This is a genomic window from Bartonella sp. AA89HNZF (genome assembly GCF_042196905.1).
Lineage (GTDB): Bacteria > Pseudomonadota > Alphaproteobacteria > Rhizobiales > Rhizobiaceae > Bartonella.
In genome coordinates this window covers 22,111-40,063 of record NZ_JBHIRD010000014.1, presented here as the reverse complement: position 1 = coordinate 40,063, position 17,953 = coordinate 22,111, and the positions used below count along the sequence as shown (strand labels likewise).

The window sequence follows — 17,953 nt, the reverse complement described above, 5'->3', positions numbered from 1 at the left end:
TTACGCTTTTACGACAAATGTCTACACCCCTCTGGGGGTACATTGCCCGCGTTGATTGCTCTTGTTAAGGGGGCTGGTTCCTTTGCCATTCATAGAACCTTTTTAAAAGACAATGGCTGTAAAACAGATCAAAAACCAGCCAAAGCCATGTTGGGTTCTATCACGGGTGGCGCTGTGCATTTAAGCCAAGGTAATCCAAAACATCTAGTCATTTGTGAGGGCATTGAAACCGGTTTGGCTCTGCTGTCTGGGTTGTTACCAGAGCCCGTTGATTTATGGGTGTCCCTTTCAACCCATAGCATGAGGCATGTGAATTTACCCCCTACAAAAGGACGTCTGACAATTGCAATGGACGGCGATGATGCGGGTCGTAAAGCAGGTTTTACCCTAGCTGCACGTGCCTATAGCCATGGCTTTGAGGTCTTTATGATGCAAGCTCCAAAAGGAACCGATTTTAATAACGTATTACTTTCTTAAAAGAGGGAAACTATGAAAGATAGTAATTTACAAAACAATAATGAAAATACTCCCGTCAATGATAACGATAATGTCTCTTTAAACGAAAATACTTGTTTAAAAGCCATTTCTTATGAACAAGCCTTGCAACAAAATGGTTGGGGGCAATTACAACCGATTGCTACGGCTCTCTTACCCGTCGAGCCTTTTAAAATATTCCTGCTTCCAACACCATTAATAAACTATGTTTATGACGTTGCTGATATTCAACAATCTTCTATCGATTTTGTTGCTGTTTCTGCTTTATGTGGATTGTCTGCTGTCATTGGAAATGGCGTGCGGGTTTCTCCAAAACAACATGCCAATTGGAAAATTGTTCCTAATCTCTGGGGTGCCATTGTGGGGGAACCTTCAACTATGAAAACAGATACCATGGACGCTGCTTTAGAACCTCTCTATGAATTTCAAGATGAATGGCATCAAGAGTGGGTAAAGAAGAAAAAACAGCAAGAAACAAAAGAGATTCTTAATGAATTAGATAAACGAGAAAAGAAAAAACAAGCCTATAAAGCACTCAAAGATCAAGATGAAGAACAAGCCCTTGCTCTTCTTTCACAAGCTCTTGAACACAAAGAAAGTGAGGAAGATGATAGTTCTATAAAACGACGTCTTATCGTCAATGATGTGACTGTCGAAAAGCTTGGGGAACTCTTAAAAGAAACCCCCCGTGGTCTCTTGTTGGTGCGTGATGAACTGGCTGGTTTTTTAGCCAATTTGGAAAGAAAGGAATATCAATCAGACCGTTCTTTCTATCTAACCGCTTTTAATGGCAATAAGTCTTACACCTATGACCGTATAGGACGTGGAACCATTCATATTCCCAATGCAACTCTCTCTATTATAGGAGGTATTCAACCTGCACGTATTATTCCCATTATTCAAGACATGCACCGTGGAATAAACGATGATGGTCTTATGCAACGGTTTCAAATGCTGATCTATCCCGATGAACGACAAGAACAGTTATGGGTTGATAGACCTCATAATCAAAAGGCATGAGAAAGTTATCAAGGGGTTTTTCGTTCTCTTTATGATAAACCATTAGGATCACCAAAATATCCGATAACTATACGCTTTTCTGCCGAAGCCCAAGAAATGTTTCGTGAATGGTGGGAAGATTTTCAAAGAACAATCAAAGGAGGTCATTTCTCATCAAGTTTACAAGCGCATCTTTTGAAAATGAATAAAACCATACCAACCCTTGCATTGATTTTTGAATTGAGTGAAGGGGGGCGTTTTGAAATCAATAGAGATGCCCTTGAGAGAGCCTTATATTGGGAAGAATATCTGATAAGTCATGCAAAACGTCTTTATGCGGCGAATGATACATTAACAGCAGAGCGTGCAAAATTAATTGTAGAGCGCTGTGATCTTTTACCCAATGTTTTTACGGCAAGAGATATCTATAGACGGTGTTGGAGATCTTTAAAAGACAATGGAGCCGTTAAGCAAGCTTTAGAGCTTTTATGTCGTTGTAACTATATTCGTGAATTTCCTATAGAGGGGAATGAATTAGGTCGGCGTCCTGATAGACGGTATGAATGGAATCCTTTGGTTAAAAACAACAGCATAAAACAATAAAGAAATCTCTTTTGAAGTCTTTAAGACAACCACGCAAAACTCTTTTTAATGGCATTCTCATCAAGAAATTTTTCTCCAAAGATAATGATCTGAGTGACCTTATAGGAAGAGTTTTGTCCAGTGTGTCAGTGCTGTCAGTTCCTTTTAGACCCTCTATTATTTTTTTTAATGAGAAAAATTAAAAACATTATATTTCAATAGGTTAGCATTTTAAAACCATAACTCATATCAAGAGTACAATCTTTAAAGATAACCAATGATGTAAGTTAAATAAAACTCGTCAGTTTGTGTTCGTAAATTGAACTGACAAATTAGATTATTTTAGTGACTCATAAAACATATCAAAATAATCATTCTGATATTTTAAAAGCACATGCTTCATTTGTCTTTTTTCCATAAAACGAATAGCAGATTTCACTACTTTGCTGATCTTATCCTATGCCATGGGCTGTGGATAAACAAGTTTTTAAAAACCCTTTTGAAAAAAATTTATCCGTTTTTTCGCATTTTTCTGTATTTTTTTCACCATTTACTCAAAATGGATTTAATAAGCTTCATTTCGATTCTTTTGAAGAGAATTAATCAATAGCATATATTGTCATGGAGTTTATTCTTTATGCTTCGCCCTCATCATTCTAATAATGAACATGTCACTTTACGCTCTCTCTTAGAATATTATCGTCAACGAGCTAAATCACCCCGTGAATTAGGAACCATGTTTGAAAACCTTGTCATGGCTTATTTGACAAACGACCGGCTTCAAAAGCAAGAATACGAAAAGGTTCAGACTTATTTGGAATGGGCTAAGGAGCATGATGAAGATGGAACGGATATTGGGATTAATTTGGTAGCTACAATCCGTGATGAAGAAGGATATGCCGCTATTCAATGTAAATGCTATGATGCTTCTCACATAATTAAAAAAGAAGATATTGATAGCTTTATAGCTGCCTCGGGCAAAAAGATCTTCACCCGTCGCATACTGGTTGATAGCACCGAAATAGATTGGAGTGACAATGTTGAACTGACGTGTGAAGGACAAGAAATCCGCCCTCAACGGATTAATCTGTTTGATTTGGAAAGCAGTCAAATCGATTGGGGAGCTTATAAAGAACAAGGACAAGCTGTTCTTAAAGAGAAACCGAAGAAAAAGCTTTTAGATCATCAGAAAGAAGCCCTTGAGAAAATCTGTGAAGGTTTACAAGAAGCAGACCGTGGCAAACTCATTATGGCATGTGGTACGGGCAAGACTTTCACAAGCCTTAAGATAGCAGAAACCATAGCAGGAACTGGCAAGCGTGTATTGTTTTTAGTACCCTCTCTTGCTCTTATCTCTCAAAAAAATTCGTGAATGGACAGAAGATACAGAAGTGCCTTTACGCTCCTTTGCCGTGTGTTCCGATACACAAGTGGGAAAGCGTCGTAAGAATAAAAATGATGATGAAGCTGGTCTCGATGCATCAGACCTTGTTTTACCGGCTACTACCAATGCCAAAGAGCTTGCGCGTAAAGCCAATAAAACTTCTCTTGATCTAATGACTGTGGTCTTTTCAACTTATCATTCAATCCAAGTGATTTCGGATGCACAAAAAAAGTACGATTTACCTGAATTTGATCTGATCATTTGCGATGAAGCACACCGTACCACTGGAGCTGTGTTAGGAACAGACAAGCGTGAATCTGAATTTATCAAGGTTCATGATAACAGCATCATTCAGGGCAAAAAACGTCTGTATATGACAGCAACCCCTAAGATCTTTACCGATGATGCCAAAAAGAAAGCCAATGAGATCAATGCCGTTCTAACATCTATGGATGATGAAGAGCTCTATGGAAAAGAGCTTTATACCTATACCTTCTCAAAAGCCGTTCAGAATGAATTGCTTGCACCTTATAAGATTATTGTTTTGGGTATTAATGAAGAGGAAGTAAGTCAATCCATTCAACATCTGATGACCGATGAGAATTATGAACTTATCCTTGATGATAAAACCAAGATCATAGGCTGTTATCAAGCCCTTGCTAAAATAGATCTCAAGGTTGATTTAAGTGATGACCCCAATCCCATGCGGCGGGCTTTGGCTTTTTGTAAAGATATCAAGACCTCTAAACGCATTCGTAACACATTTAATTCTGAAGAAATACAGGAAGAATTATTTAATCTTCATAAGGTCTATAAAGATACCCCGCCTCTTCACTGTACCTTTGATCATATTGACGGAACACAAAGTGCCAAAACGCGTCATAAAGCCCTTGATTGGCTTAAAGAAGATGTGGGGGGAAATACTTGCCGTGTGCTCACCAATGTAAGATGTCTGTCTGAAGGAGTGGATGTTCCTGCTCTTGAGCCATCATGTTTTTACACCCGCGTAAAAGTCACGTGGATGTGATACAGGCGGTGGGGCGTATCATGCGTCGTGCAAAAAGCAAGAAAAGAGGCTATATCATTTTACCCGTTGGGATCCCTGCTGAAGTTTCTGCTGAACAGGCTTTAAAATACAACAAAAGATACAGTGTTGTCTGGCAAGTGATCAATGCTTTGCTTGCTCATGATGAGAATTTTGAAATCACCCTTAACCAGATGATTTTAGGGCAAGACGTTAGTGATGTTTTGAAGATTAGAGCCTTAGAGAGCATGACCGCGGTTGAGGATAAACTTCATATCCATGAAAAATCAGAACATATGGGTCTTGAGATTGGAAAAGCCGCTCATGAACCACAAACTATTCATAGCGTAACAGGAAGATTACCTTTTTATAAAGAGTTTCCTAATGCTCTAAAAACCCTTCTTGCGAAGAAATTTGCTATTGCGGATTATTGGGAAAATTGGGCGGGCAATGTGGCTGAGATTGCTCAAAATCATATTAATCGTCTTAAAGATATGCTTTCCGATGAAAAGAGTGAAGCCTTTCATGCTTTTGATGCATTTCATAAAGAATTAAAGAACAATTTAAACAGTGAAATAAAGCAAGAGGAAGCGATTGAGATGTTAGCACAACATCTTGTCACGCGTCCCGTGTTTGAAGCTTTGTTTGAGGGCAATGAATTTGTCCAAAACAATGCCATTTCGCAAGCAATGGAAAAAATCTTAACAGAACTTGATAAAACCAATATCGAAGAGAAAACGAAAGATCTTGATAAATTTTACAAAAGCGTCACGTTCTGTACAGCAGAGATTACCGAAACTCATGCAAAACAGAATCTTATTATAAACCTTTATGAAAGTTTTTTTGTAGTGTAACTGCAAGAATTTGTTTAACTCTTTATTTGAAGAAAAAAGAGTGAACTCTATAGGAATCAAAATTCCAAAATATTGCTTATTTTGTTCAATATATTTTCTAGGACGTGGGTTAGGAATATTCTGAAAGTCGTTTTCAGAATCAATTACTTCAGGATTATAAGGGCTATTTTCTCCCGTTAAAACATAAATCCAATAGCAGATCTTTGAGTTCACAGAAAACTTTTCGATTACTAAGGTAGCACATTGATTATCACGGTTAAAATAGTACGTTCCTTCCTCTAAAAATTTATCAGCACCACTGTTATTAACTAATTCTGGGGCTGGATCTATTCTATATTTATAAGAAAGGAAGTTAAGGGTATTCATAAAGTTAACATAATTACAATGTCTATAATCTTATCAGATAGTAGGTGCTGCCAAAGTTATCTTAGTGGTTATGAGAAGGTAGTGTATCCAAAATATATTTCATTGTTTAGAATCGTTTAGCTGAGAATTAAAGCTATAAAATTTTAATTGCAGAAGCAATACGAGTTTTAGAGAACTCTGCAGTGAAAGCTGCTTAGATTTTCAGAGTATGACTCCCCTTCCCTGCTTTTAAGTGGAGGAAAAATTAAAACATTAAACGAAGCATGCCATCACGTAAAATGGCGTTAATCCGCATTTGATATCCTTTCCCTTGACTTTTAAAGTCACGCTAGCACATCTGAATCCACTCGCACTGTTGTGACAGTTTTGGGTGGTTTATAGAATGGATTGAAAACGGCGTTTTTCCAGAACACATCATTGAGTGACGGAATATCTCTATGATCAATTGCACTATCCGACATTACAGCCAATTTATCAATTTCAAGTCTCTGTTTATCTGTCAAAGCTGATAAGTTACCTACCTCAATTTCATAACGAACTTTCTTCTTTATAACGTTTCCTCTCTTTCAAATTGGCTCGTCGAGTTGAAATAATACGCATTACCTCTATACCATCTTTATTGTCATGGACAGTATGCGCTACGAATAGTAATAAAAACCTCCACAAGCACTAAAACTTGCTAACCATACTCTCTATTTTCAATACGGTCTTGGTTAGCCATGGAGAATGGATCAGAAAAAACATATGCAGATATTTCAAAACTTTACATGATTCTTTCTAAGATTACTTTTTGTTTTAGCATCATCCCATTCAAATCTCATTTTTATACCTTATATTAATACATTTATAAGGGTATTATATACATCAAGAGTTCTAGATAAACACTTAATTATCCATGTTTTGGTACAATTAATATAATTTAATACTTTAAAAATTAGTGATTAATTAACTAAAAATATAAAAAAATAATAAATTATTCTATGGCTTTATGCATATAATATGCAAATCGAATAAAACTTACAAGCATGCTAAATAAAACGATATTAATTGGCTATTTGGGAGCTGCTCCTGAAAGCAAAAAGGAATTTTGGTGCCTAAACATTCAATTTTCGTATGGCTACCTCTGAGAGCTATGCAGATAAAAATACCAATAAAAAAGTAGACAAAACAAAATGGTATTCCGTGGTGCTTTTTAATCTACAGAAATTTGGAAAAATTTGTTCTTCAGTACAGAACAGCCCCTTTTTTCGAATGAATGAGAGGAACGGTTTTTTTTATGGTCAACGCTACAAAGGATGCAATCAGCACTTTCAAGAAACCACTAACCAAAAAAACTAATGAACTTATTAAAACTGTCAGCAAAGGGACCTGTGTCATATAAGCTACCCATGGTATTCCAAAAGAATAAACTATACCAATGCCACCCACAATATTTATCATAAATAATATTATAAAATTTAACCGCTGCCAAAGCAATTCTACCATAAAGCCAATAAAAAATGCAGCAAATGGAAAACTAATCAGATAACCACTCGTAACTCCTGAAAAAACACTAATTCCACCACGACCACTAGGCAATAGAGGTAACCCAATCGCAATAAGAACAAGGAAAAGAAGTGATGCTAAAGCTCCCCTTTTCGCTCCAAGTATAGATCCTGCTAACATCGGAGCCATAGACTGAGCTGTAATAGGGACACCCAGCAAAAAAGGAAGATAAATAGGAGGGAAAAGACTCAAAACAGCGTAAATAGCGGCAAATAAAGCAATATAAACCAAATCTTTTGTATTCACTGAATTATTCCTTCACTAGGGAAAATATTTCGTTATTGTTGTACAATTAATAAAAAGTATCAGATTTATAAAAGTACAATTTAAATACATTAGATATAGAGAAAAATAATATAATAATTTATTTTAATAATATCACTTATATGAATCATATTAGATTCTACAATTTTTAATTACATCATAAATTACTATAGTTAAATTCAATAATAGTGATATATGAATATTATATAATGCATTTATTTTAGTTATTATGCTTTGAATAAATTAGAGGAACAGATCTTTTAATCGCGAGTGCAATAAAGGATGCAATCAACACTTTTAAACAATCGCCTATCAAAAAAACTGATGAAGCCATTAAAACCTTCAGTAAAGAAACTTTGGTCATATACGCTGTCCATGGAACACCAAAAGAATAAACTATCCCAATGCCACCAAAAGTATTTATTATAAATAATGTTATAAAATTTAACCGCTGCCAAAACAACTCTACCATTAAACCAATAAAAAATGCGGCAAATGGAAAACCTATTAAATAACCACTTGCAATTCCTGAAAAGACACTTATTCCACCACGACCACCAGGCAACAGAGGTAATCCAATCGCAACAAGAACAAGAAAAAGGAGTGACGCTAAAGCACCCCTTTTTGCCCCAAGTATAGACCCTGCTAGCATCGGTCCCATCGATTGAGCTGTAATAGGCACCCCTAGAAGAAAAGGAAGATAAATATAAGGGAAAAGGCCCAAAATAGCATAAATAGCGGCAAATAAAGCAATATAAACTAAATCTTTTGTATTCATTTGATTCTTCTTTTATTATAAGAATTTTTATTATTATGAGATGCTGTATCAATAGTATCAGCATCATAAGAACGCGCTTCCAATGCTTCAGCCACTTCTGAAGCCATTCTTATAGTCCGTATAATTAAAGGTATCGCAAGAGCGACAATGTTAGTATTAAGTCCCCTTGCTTGCTGTGCTTCATGTACCTCATTAAACTTTTCACTCAAAAGAGGAATAAACCTGATCGCCATAGAGATAACCATACTCACTTTTGATGGATTTATACCAAAACAACGAAAGGGCTGGAGGCCTGCTTCAATTGCATCTACCATATCTGAAACTTTTGTTGTGAATGAAATAACTGATGATAAAGAAAAGAGGATAACAAGACGTAATATGACCTCAACCCCCGTAAGCCAACCGCTAAAAATAGTTTGAAATACAAATAGAAGAACTAAAAGCAATCCCATCGATTTAAATTGCTTTATCACAGTTTTGAAAGGGATCTTGGCGACTCTATAGAATAAGATGACCAACAATAGAAATAACCCAAGAAGCGCTATGGAAGAAACCATTATTATAAAAGTTCCACAGGCCGTAAGAAATAATAACTTAACTCCAGGACTTAACCTATGAATAAATGTATCCCTCGGAATATATAAACCGATCATGACATTCTTCTTATATACTCCTTTATAGCAACAAAAGGTACATCATCAATTGCTATATCCCCCTTATCAAAAACCAGCACTCTATCAAATTTTTTCAAAAACTCTAAATCATGCGATACAACTATTGCCGTTTGTGGTAATTCTTCTATCACTTGCGTAACGCGATGCTTATTTCGCAAATCAAGTAATGTCGTCGGCTCATCAAAAATAATGTAGTCTGGTTTCATTGCAACTACACTGGAAATAGCAACGAGTTGTTTTTGCCCACCACTTAATAAATGGACAGCGTGATTTCTGAAATCTTGAAGTTCATAGCGCTGTAAAATTTCATCTACACGCTCCTTAATTTCATCTTTATTAAGCTTTAAATTTTTGAGACCAAAGGATAAGTCCTCTTCAACTAATGGTAAAACAATCTGATTATCGGGATTCTGAAAAACAAATCCAACTTTACGCTTTACTGCTTTTGCGTCGCGTTTTGTATCAAGCCCATCAACGCTTACACAGCCATAAGATGGTAATTGGAGCCCATTAATAAGGCGAACAAATGTACTTTTTCCAGAACCATTCGCACCTATAATAGCAATTCGTCTTTCGGTAAGCTGTACAGTAATATTTCTTAAAACACACAAATCACCAAAAACTTGTGTTACCTCATCAAATTTTATAATCCCCAAGGCTTATTCCAATCAATCCCTTTTATTAGCTCTTCTTTCTCTATCGTTTCAGTTTATAACCTAAAAGTAATAACAAGCACCATAGAGGAATAATAATGACTGCCAAACTCATATCAGGCATCTGTACAGGAATATATGCTTCAAGAAAAGGCAAGCTTATTCCTATCATATCAAAAAGTCGAGTCATCAATCCATTTTTCCCAAAACCACTGACAAACATAATGCAAAATAATAAAGCAAGAAAGCAGAGGCAAAGATAGTTAGCGTAAGGATATAAACCAAACGCATAAATAAAATCGCCCTTTCTGTTCTTATGGGCATTGCGAAATTTCAAATGAACAATAACAATAATAGCCCAAGTAATCACTGCTGCTGCAGTTGCAAGAGCCATGATCCGCATGAAACTATTATCAGGAACAAGAGCATTAACAACGACAATCAACGCCGTACATAATGATGAAAAAAGGATAGCAATATAAGGAACACGAGCAGCACTCAGTTTACTAAAAATATGTGGTGCATTTTTTTGTACAGCTAAACTATAAAGCATACGGCCATTAGAATAAATGCCACTATTGTAAACAGAAATAGCAGCCATAATCACCACAAAATTCAAAATATGACCAGCAGCAGGAATTCCTATAGTCTCGAAAATTGTGACAAAAGGACTACCTTTTTTTCCAATCATATTCCAAGGGCTGATTATCATAATAACACTGATAGAACCAATATAAAAAATTATAATCCTCCACATAACTTGACGAATAGCCGCTGGAATTGTTTTTTGTGGATTAGATGCCTCTCCAGCAGCAATACCAATAAGCTCCGTTCCTCCAAAAGAAAACATTACTACAGAAGTTGCTAAAACAACCCCTACTGCTCCATAAGGAAAAAAACCGCCATGGTCCCAAAGATAATGAATATTCGCTTGATTTTCCCCTAGTCCAGTGACAATGAGAAAAATTCCAAAAATAATCATACCAATAACAGCAGCCACTTTGATCAAAGCGCAAGCAAATTCAAATTCTCCATAAAAACGAACATTAAACAAATTAACAAATGTAACAAATAAAAGAATAATGAAAGATGTCTTCCAATGATCAATCAAAGTCCAATGATCAAGGTAAAACCCTATCACTGTAAGTTCAGCCATGCTCACAAGAATATAAAGAAACCAATAATTCCAACCTGTTATGAAACCAGCTAATCTCCCCCAATATTTATAAGCAAAAAAACTAAATGCTCCTGAAGACGGTTCTTCTACTGACATTTCACCAAGCATTCGCATAATGAAATACATAATAAGCCCGCCGACAAGATAAGATAAAATAACTGAGGGACCAGCTAATTGAATTGCCTCGGTTGACCCATAAAAAAGTCCTGTCCCAATAACGCCACCCAAAGCAATCATTTGAATATGGCGATTTTGAAGGCTACGCTTCAATTCCTCGTGCTTTTTTTCAGACATCATGCCTCACTACTTTTGTTGAACTTAACCTCAACTTTTATTGAAAAATTAGGCACCTCTTTCAAAAAACACAAAACAAACGTAAACTTATTTTCTTATCATAATGCAACTCCTTATTTTTTTGTGCATTATACGTATGTCCCGTTGAAGTTTTAAGAAAAAATATGCTCCACCCTTTATTTAAATTAATGTCCTTCATTTTCGTTACACTAACCATTATAGCATTGGTCATTGATAACGCACACTCTTTAATCACATCACATTGGACAACAACCCCCTTTAATAAAATTTTAACAAACCTTCTGCAAACAGATATCTATCACCTTAATCAATCTCTATGCAAGGTAATGCCTGATTTTCTGTCCTCAATTTGCATTACTCTTACTTATTTACCCGCATGGTCTATCTTTGGGGCTTTAGCAATAGTATTTTGTATCTTAAATTACGAAAAACAAAAGCCTTTTCACAAAATATCATATAATAAAGAGTCCATTTGATCTTGAAAAAAACTTCTAGAGCTCTGTGTACTATAACATAATCGATGTCGCTTAACCCCCCTCACTCTATTAAAACAACTGAAAATCACTTGATCATCAGAACAAATTAAAACGCTTTATTATAAATATAGGCGCTCACTTATGATTTCTATAGATAACGATAACATCACTTTATTTGTATCAATTTTAAAAAATTAGCGAATAAATCTACCTCCCACCTATAAGAAAACTCTGTACAGAAAAAACTTAAAATATTGCAGTTCATATATTCTTCTATGGCTGCTTCTTTATACTCTACAAAAACTTTTCTTAATTTTCGTACTAGAAACCCCATATAAAAAACGTCTTCTAATATCAGCACTCCTTATAAGATTAGAACTTATTAAAATTAATGAAGAAGCTTATAAAAATTATTCTACAAGTCTAACAAAATGCGTGAAATAAAAACTCATCTGTAAATAATTGCAATTGTGATAAAAAATATTTCGCACCTTCTCCCTATTGAGAAAATGGTAAGATAACAGCTTCAGTAACACTCTGTTCTTTTAAAGCTGAAAATCGTCTCGCTAAAATATCAACTTTTTAGATATCTCATCCAAACTTTTTCATTGATTAGTTACCTCTCGAGAAAGTTCCTCAATGAATTTTTCTTGGTAAGCTAGCTTCATTTCTAGTTCTATCAGCCGATCTTCATCCGACATGATTTTTACTTCCCCTTAAATAAAAAAAACGTGATTAATGTTATTAATCTTCCTCCCTTCTTCTTCCCATAAAAATGAGAAGTAACTTTTCAACTAATTCTACTCATCTATTTGCACATTATAAAAGGTTTATGATGATCTTTATTTTCCCAATCACTCTATGCAACAAATTTCTTTCTTAAAAATCAGAAAAGTTTTTTATCTTGATTAAGTTATCTTAACACCATTTTTCATTCTAAAGATCTACATTCCCAGCTTCTTAATTTAAGTGCTATCGTAAATTGGAAAGCATTTTATAGCATTAAGGTCAAAGAATACTTTTCTCTGACTTTTACATACTTCTCCTTCAAATTATTATCATATGTATAAATTATTGAAAAAATGCATTCTTGCTTTTATACGTACTTTTAGCTATTACCCTCAAATTAGTTTTGTCTCATTGACTTACAAACCTATGCCGCATTAGCTCAGTTGGTAGAGCACATCATTCGTAATGATGGGGTCGCTGGTTCGAATCCGGCATGCGGCACCACTTTTTGTATTTAGCGTATTGAAATATATAGATTTTTTCTTTAAACAGCCATTTTCAGACCACCTTTTAGACCACCTTCTACAGTTTATATAATTTTACCTAATTTGTTCTTATTTGCTCCTTATTTTTCTTTGGAGTGAAGGCTAAGATCTCTTTTTTTCTCCATCTCACTGCTCTCCCTAGCTTATATGGCTCCGGAAACAACCCCTGAAGCACCCAATTGCGAATCGTTGTTGTGGATACACTAAAAAGCTGTGCACACTCACGTGTCGTTACATATCTATCTCCATCATCAAATATCATCTCATTACCTTTCTCTTTTTTATATTAATTAAATGGGTGGGAGTGCTGGAAGGAGAGAGCACCCCCATAGGTTTAAGCAGCTTTTGCCAAAATCTTTTGCATCTCTTGTTCTATTTCCCCTAAAAAGATTTCGACCGCTTTATTGATCTCTTCAATGTGTTTCTCATCACGGAGGACGCGTTTGATTTTCATTCTCAAACCAGTAGATTTGCCTACAAAGTTTGGATTATAGCTCATGAAATCACACCATTTGCGTCCAGTGCATGCCATTTGGAATTGCATCTGTGCGATATATTCAGGCTTGATTTCGTCATAAATAAAAAAACGCAAATGCGTGGTTGATTGTGGACATTTGACTTCTATTAAACCGTCCTCTCCAATGAACCCATCAGGACTAGCCCCCGCCATTTCCATTTTGGGGTGTGGGATAAACCCGCATCTTGTGACTTCTGCGTCATAAATGAATTCATATTCTCTTAAGGCATCTTCTTCATGTTCGATACCCCATTGCATAGCAGGTGTTGTATAAGATTGGCTTATTTCCTCTATTAAGCGTTCTGTCATGAGTTTCGTTTTGTAGTCTTCATATTTGCTGGTAGGCAAGCCTTTAGCTGTCTTACTGAGTACGCTGTAGACATTAGATGCAGTGACTTTACCCAAGCGCGCTTGAAACCACTCTGCTGTCCTTTGTTCCATTTCACACCGCCGTTTCTTGTTGAGTTGGCGCATATTCGATATCTTGTATAGGTGCATCTAATTGCTCTTGTTGTGCTTTATTCATTTGCTTTCGTTGCTTTTTTTTCAAAGAAAACAAAGCGGTTTGTGCTTGTTTAAAAGACATATCTTTTAGATTTTTTACTCCTATGAAAGAGAGAAGCCTACTTTCTTCAGATTGTGTTTTTTTAATTAATTCTTTGATTTCATTCATCTGTTCAGAAGAGATACCCGCAAGAAGTGTTATTCCATCTGTATCGTCTTCTTTTCTTGCAACATTAAGAAGCATGCCTAAGAGATATCTACGTGCGTAGCTTATAGTAGAACCAACCGCTTGTGTGTTATTTTTGCTTCCCGTAGCATCAATGGGAAATGTTCCTTGTGTTGATATTTCATTGCCCGATATATGCTTTAAAGTCATTTCTACAGTTATGTCATTTGAACTCTGGTCTTTGATACGAGAGAACAAGGCAAAGTGATGTTTTGCAAGAGGTTCTTTAATAGCATCAATATATTTATCAAGCGTTGTATAGAGGCTTTTAGTATGTGTATTAATGGCATTTTGTTCGATATTTTTATATTCCACTTGTATAGTAGAAAGATCACGGACAAAGTTTTGACGCTCTTGTCGTTCTATCTCCTTTTCTCGCAATTCAAGAAGACGCTCTAAGCGATCCATATCGACGTCACTGTCTAAGGCTTTATTTAAAATACATTCCATGACAGTTTGTTCGACGGCTACATGATGTGTTTCTTCAATTTCTATTAGGTTAGTGTTTTGTTCACTCATCTTGATTTCCTACATTGCGCGCAATTCACCCGTGGCGTGAATCACGCTGGTGTTTAAAAGTTGGTTTTTCGGTGTTAGAAACGGCTTATGTAGCTTATATCGCTTGCTGAATAGTCACTTTCGTAGATGATTGAATTGCGTCCACGAATTTCAAGATTACCAGAAATATTTACATTATCGAAAATATATACTCCATCTAGAATTTTCATATTTCCGGAAATGTGTGCTTTATCACTTATATAAGCATTTCCATAGACACGGGCATAGCCATAAACATGGCCCAAAACTCGAGCCTCACCATAAATTTGTGCATTGCCGTAAACTTGTGCATCATATTCAACATATGCTTCACCGCAAACTTTTGCATTTTCATAAACACGCGCCCTGCCTGTAATTTCTGCGCATTCAAATACTTGTGCATTGCCGAAAATCTTAGCGTCACCATAAACCATAGCTTTATGCCAAACCCAACAATCGCCTTCATGCGATAGGTTGTCTTCTTTTTGTATATAGCCGCCTAAGTAACCCTTTTTAATATTTCTAAAATCTCTTAATGCACGTATGCGATAAAGTTTTTTACTTTTATCGGTTCTTGCATCATAAAATTCTTTTATTTCATCAGTAAGTTCGTATTTCTTTTCCATGGTTTTTGCCCCTACCTTAAGATAGCATCACTTCCATAAAATGCTGTTTTGCCAGCTACTATGGCATTACCACCAACTTTTGCGTTATTATAGACTTCGGCATCTTCATAAACCTTAGCGTTTTCATAGACATATGCATTTTCATAAACCCACGCATCATCACCAACCCAACAATTGTCATCATGGCTAAGATTTCTTTCAGTCTCTACAAAGCCACCAAGATCACCTTTTTTAATATCTCCGAAATTCTTTAATGCGCGGATACGGTGAAGTATTATTTTACCAACTTTAATTGTCTCATCAGTCAGTTCATATTTCTTTTTTATCATAATAACCTCCTCTTAATGCATGCTTTGTCTTTTAAACTCTTGAGACAGCAGCCCCATACCTTTTGTGGTGATTTTTGCGCAAGGAATGACCTTTTCTATTCCATTTGCGGTTTGAAGTGTGATAGTTGGACAATCCATAAGTTTCTTTTGGATTTTGTCTTGATAAGGAAGCAAATTTCCACCTGCTGCTCGTCTGTAAACCCACCCTTTTTGCTGTAAGAATTGAATGAACTGTTTTGGTTGCATCTCAAGTATTTTAGCGGCTTCTGTAAGACCAAAGAGTCCATCATGGCGCTGTAAGCTTTCAAGAGCCATGGCTTTTGGTGTTAAATCTTCAATGATGGTGTCTTTTTGATCTATTTGACCTTGTAGGTAATTCAAAAAGCCAATCATAGCCTTTGGACTTGAGTAATCGATTTGTGGTGTAACAACTTGCTTTGCACGCCGCTCGCATTCAATAAAATATTGACGGGCTTGTTTTCCTTTTTCATTACGCTCTACCATGGCGAGCTCTTTTGCCATGTCTAATGTGAGGTGATAGTCTATAGCTGTAACAGCTCTAGATTTTGCGCTCCCCAATTTTGGGGACCGCAAATCTTGTGTTTTTATGAAATCATTTCCCTCTTCAAATTCATATTGATGAATACGGTCCTTAATCCAAGTAGAGAAATCTTTCCCAATTTCCAAAAACGCATGTAACTCACGAGCGTTGACCGTTTGAACGGTTTCGTGTTTGATTGTATTGTGCTGGATAGCAATAGGCTTTTCCATTACGAACCTCATATTGATGGGATTGATGAATGAAAGGGGGCGCTTTTAAATGCGCCCTTTAGAATTTTTAAATCACATCACAAAGACGTAATTTATTTTGCTCTTCATAGGTCCCGTAGACCTCATCATTATATTTTTCGTCTGCGATCTCGTCTAAAAGTTCATTGTAAGCATCACTTTCACGTACAAAGTAATGAACCTCACTATCCTCATGGAGATGTTCAATATTTGCTTCTACATATGCGTCTGCAATCTCTTCAGAGATATCTTCACAATTATTCTCAGAAGGATTTATACGAAAGATTTGGATTGCATCATCTACCTCAGCAACAATGCTTAGAATTTAGCTTGCATCAAGTGGTCCAGACTCTGCAATGTTTTGATTATCATCGTAGGAAACTAATAAAATTTCATTGGAATTTATAAGAATTGGCTTATCCATAATTTTTCCTCCCTAACGCCTCTTGGCGATTGTTTGTGCGTGGTTTGTATAATTACTTATATAACTATAATTATAAAACAGCAAGCAAAAAATTATAAAAAATTATATTTTTATAAAAAATATTATAATATCTTGCTGAATAAGAGGGGAGGATAATTAGCGATAAGTCCGAATCATCTTGCTGTAAGAACTTATTGGCAAAATAGCAAATATTTCTCCAACCCACACAATTTTAACATTCTTAATAGGTAAGGCATTCCAAGAAAGCAGATCTATTTCACCATTCATGCCCCTGCTAATCTGCTTTATATATCTTTTATTATCATGTGTTAAAATAACGGCTTCTTTGCCAAAAAAGGATTCTATTGTTTTAATTTGGCGCCGTCTTACGATAACCATATCTCCATCTTTATAGGCTGGAATCATAGAATCTCCTTTAACTTCAAAAGCAACCATATCATCAGGTAAAGCAAAAGGAATTTCTACTTGTTCAAGACCATCTTCAGGGATTTGTTCAAAACTTGGATCTATCTGTGTTCCTGCTCCAATATACCCCATAAGAGGAACAAAAGTTGTGAAGTGATTATCCCCTTTTAGTTCTTTATATAATTCTAAAATGGCATCTCTATTAGAGCCGCGTGGATCAGAATCTTTTAACCACTTAGACACTGAAGCTTGTGTTACGTTTAGCCGTTTGGCTACATCTTCTTGCGTTAAGTTAAACTCGGTCAAAATCTTTTTTAATGTGTTTATAATATTAGATTTATTACTCATACTTCTGCTTACCTTATTTTTTTATCGTTGATAAAGATAAATTTCATTGACTTTATATAACTATAATTATATGAATAAAATAAGACAAAGCTGTAATTGGAGCTTGTAAATGGATCAACGAGAAGATTTTAAGAATTTGACTAAGTCAATACGGGGCAAATTTAATTGGACACAATCAGAAATGGCGAAAATGCTTGGTGTAACTCAAGCAGCTGTTTGCAAGTGGGAAAAAAGAGGATCTATCTCCGTAATAAATTATCTAAAGCTGCAAAAGTTGAAGGATAGTTCTAGCTCTATGCCTGCTTTTATTGCTGCTTCTACAGATAATAACGAACATCAACAGCACCATTCACACTCTTAAAGAAGA

General features: G+C 35.7%; 17 protein-coding genes, 1 tRNA gene and 5 pseudogenes. 7 read left to right on the top strand and 16 right to left on the bottom strand.

Annotated features, from left to right (window positions below):
• The 3 genes and pseudogenes from ACFIN0_RS07190 to ACFIN0_RS07180 all read left to right on the top strand — a co-directional run.
• Positions 1-477 (top strand): toprim domain-containing protein (locus ACFIN0_RS07190; protein WP_375702208.1); only part of this gene is annotated, 477 nt, incomplete at its 5' end.
• Between the two features lie 12 nt (positions 478-489).
• Positions 490-2,097, top strand: a pseudogene (locus tag ACFIN0_RS07185) (YfjI family protein).
• Positions 2,098-2,713: 616 nt separating this feature from the next.
• Positions 2,714-5,329, top strand: a pseudogene (locus ACFIN0_RS07180) (DEAD/DEAH box helicase family protein); the annotation flags it as partial.
• Positions 5,330-5,948: 619 nt separating this feature from the next.
• Here the strand turns inward: ACFIN0_RS07180 and ACFIN0_RS07175 are convergent.
• Together ACFIN0_RS07175 and ACFIN0_RS07170 are read right to left on the bottom strand one after the other, a co-directional pair.
• Positions 5,949-6,002 (bottom strand): annotated as a pseudogene (locus ACFIN0_RS07175) (hypothetical protein); the annotation flags it as partial.
• Positions 6,003-6,027: 25 nt separating this feature from the next.
• Positions 6,028-6,207 (bottom strand): hypothetical protein, encoded by a 180-nt coding sequence (locus tag ACFIN0_RS07170; RefSeq protein WP_375607395.1) that lies wholly within the window; start codon positions 6,205-6,207, stop codon positions 6,028-6,030.
• Positions 6,208-6,729: 522 nt separating this feature from the next.
• On the opposite strand from ACFIN0_RS07170, the pseudogene ACFIN0_RS07165 reads away from it, so the two are divergent.
• Positions 6,730-6,901: pseudogene (locus ACFIN0_RS07165) on the top strand (single-stranded DNA-binding protein); the annotation flags it as partial.
• Positions 6,902-6,928: 27 nt separating this feature from the next.
• On the opposite strand, the gene ACFIN0_RS07160 reads toward ACFIN0_RS07165, so the two are convergent.
• The 5 genes from ACFIN0_RS07160 to ACFIN0_RS07140 form a co-directional block, all read right to left on the bottom strand.
• Positions 6,929-7,495: a biotin transporter BioY gene (locus tag ACFIN0_RS07160; protein ID WP_375702207.1), complete on the bottom strand. Its 567-nt coding sequence runs from the start codon at positions 7,493-7,495 to the stop codon at positions 6,929-6,931.
• A gap of 238 nt (positions 7,496-7,733) precedes the next feature.
• Positions 7,734-8,291, bottom strand: coding sequence for a biotin transporter BioY (locus tag ACFIN0_RS07155; RefSeq protein WP_375610827.1), 558 nt, complete (start codon positions 8,289-8,291; stop codon positions 7,734-7,736).
• Complete coding sequence (locus tag ACFIN0_RS07150; protein WP_375610828.1) at positions 8,288-8,944, bottom strand: energy-coupling factor transporter transmembrane component T family protein; 657 nt, start codon at positions 8,942-8,944, stop codon at positions 8,288-8,290. Before ACFIN0_RS07150 ends, ACFIN0_RS07155 begins: the two co-directional genes overlap by 4 nt.
• Positions 8,941-9,621 (bottom strand): energy-coupling factor ABC transporter ATP-binding protein, encoded by a 681-nt coding sequence (locus tag ACFIN0_RS07145; protein ID WP_375610829.1) that lies wholly within the window; start codon positions 9,619-9,621, stop codon positions 8,941-8,943. Before ACFIN0_RS07145 ends, ACFIN0_RS07150 begins: the two co-directional genes overlap by 4 nt.
• A 40-nt stretch (positions 9,622-9,661) precedes the next feature.
• Positions 9,662-11,089 carry an amino acid permease gene (locus ACFIN0_RS07140; protein WP_375702209.1) on the bottom strand — a complete coding sequence of 476 codons (1,428 nt, stop codon included), beginning with the start codon at positions 11,087-11,089 and terminating at the stop codon, positions 9,662-9,664.
• A 164-nt stretch (positions 11,090-11,253) separates the two neighbouring features.
• On the opposite strand from ACFIN0_RS07140, the gene ACFIN0_RS07135 reads away from it, so the two are divergent.
• Positions 11,254-11,586, top strand: coding sequence for a hypothetical protein (locus ACFIN0_RS07135; protein ID WP_375610830.1), 333 nt, complete (start codon positions 11,254-11,256; stop codon positions 11,584-11,586).
• Positions 11,587-12,191: 605 nt separating this feature from the next.
• Here ACFIN0_RS07135 and ACFIN0_RS07130 read toward each other — a convergent pair.
• Positions 12,192-12,254, bottom strand: coding sequence for a hypothetical protein (locus ACFIN0_RS07130; protein ID WP_375607396.1), 63 nt, complete (start codon positions 12,252-12,254; stop codon positions 12,192-12,194).
• Between the two features lie 489 nt (positions 12,255-12,743).
• On the opposite strand from ACFIN0_RS07130, the gene ACFIN0_RS07125 reads away from it, so the two are divergent.
• Positions 12,744-12,819, top strand: a tRNA-Thr gene (locus tag ACFIN0_RS07125).
• Between the two features lie 99 nt (positions 12,820-12,918).
• Here ACFIN0_RS07125 and ACFIN0_RS07120 read toward each other — a convergent pair.
• The 8 genes and pseudogenes from ACFIN0_RS07120 to ACFIN0_RS07085 form a co-directional block, all read right to left on the bottom strand.
• Complete coding sequence (locus ACFIN0_RS07120; RefSeq protein WP_005865986.1) at positions 12,919-13,122, bottom strand: AlpA family transcriptional regulator; 204 nt, start codon at positions 13,120-13,122, stop codon at positions 12,919-12,921.
• 72 nt (positions 13,123-13,194) lie between these two features.
• Positions 13,195-13,818, bottom strand: a complete 624-nt coding sequence (locus tag ACFIN0_RS07115; RefSeq protein ID WP_375702206.1) for a lambda exonuclease family protein — start codon at positions 13,816-13,818, stop codon at positions 13,195-13,197.
• Position 13,819: 1 nt separating this feature from the next.
• Positions 13,820-14,626: an ERF family protein gene (locus ACFIN0_RS07110; RefSeq protein WP_375702205.1), complete on the bottom strand. Its 807-nt coding sequence runs from the start codon at positions 14,624-14,626 to the stop codon at positions 13,820-13,822.
• Positions 14,627-14,700: 74 nt separating this feature from the next.
• Entirely contained in the window at positions 14,701-15,270 is a 570-nt protein-coding gene (locus tag ACFIN0_RS07105) for a hypothetical protein (RefSeq protein WP_375621848.1), read from the bottom strand.
• 11 nt (positions 15,271-15,281) lie between these two features.
• Positions 15,282-15,599, bottom strand: a complete 318-nt coding sequence (locus ACFIN0_RS07100) for a hypothetical protein (protein WP_375702204.1) — start codon at positions 15,597-15,599, stop codon at positions 15,282-15,284.
• 12 nt (positions 15,600-15,611) lie between these two features.
• Positions 15,612-16,370 carry an antA/AntB antirepressor family protein gene (locus ACFIN0_RS07095; protein ID WP_375702203.1) on the bottom strand — a complete coding sequence of 253 codons (759 nt, stop codon included), beginning with the start codon at positions 16,368-16,370 and terminating at the stop codon, positions 15,612-15,614.
• Between the two features lie 67 nt (positions 16,371-16,437).
• Positions 16,438-16,812: pseudogene (locus tag ACFIN0_RS07090) on the bottom strand (hypothetical protein).
• A 156-nt stretch (positions 16,813-16,968) separates the two neighbouring features.
• Positions 16,969-17,586, bottom strand: coding sequence for a helix-turn-helix transcriptional regulator (locus ACFIN0_RS07085; RefSeq protein ID WP_375607534.1), 618 nt, complete (start codon positions 17,584-17,586; stop codon positions 16,969-16,971).
• Positions 17,587-17,695: 109 nt separating this feature from the next.
• Between ACFIN0_RS07085 and ACFIN0_RS07080 the strand changes: the two genes are divergently transcribed.
• Positions 17,696-17,947 carry a helix-turn-helix transcriptional regulator gene (locus ACFIN0_RS07080; protein WP_375668697.1) on the top strand — a complete coding sequence of 84 codons (252 nt, stop codon included), beginning with the start codon at positions 17,696-17,698 and terminating at the stop codon, positions 17,945-17,947.
• The last annotated feature ends 6 nt before the right edge of the window (positions 17,948-17,953 follow it).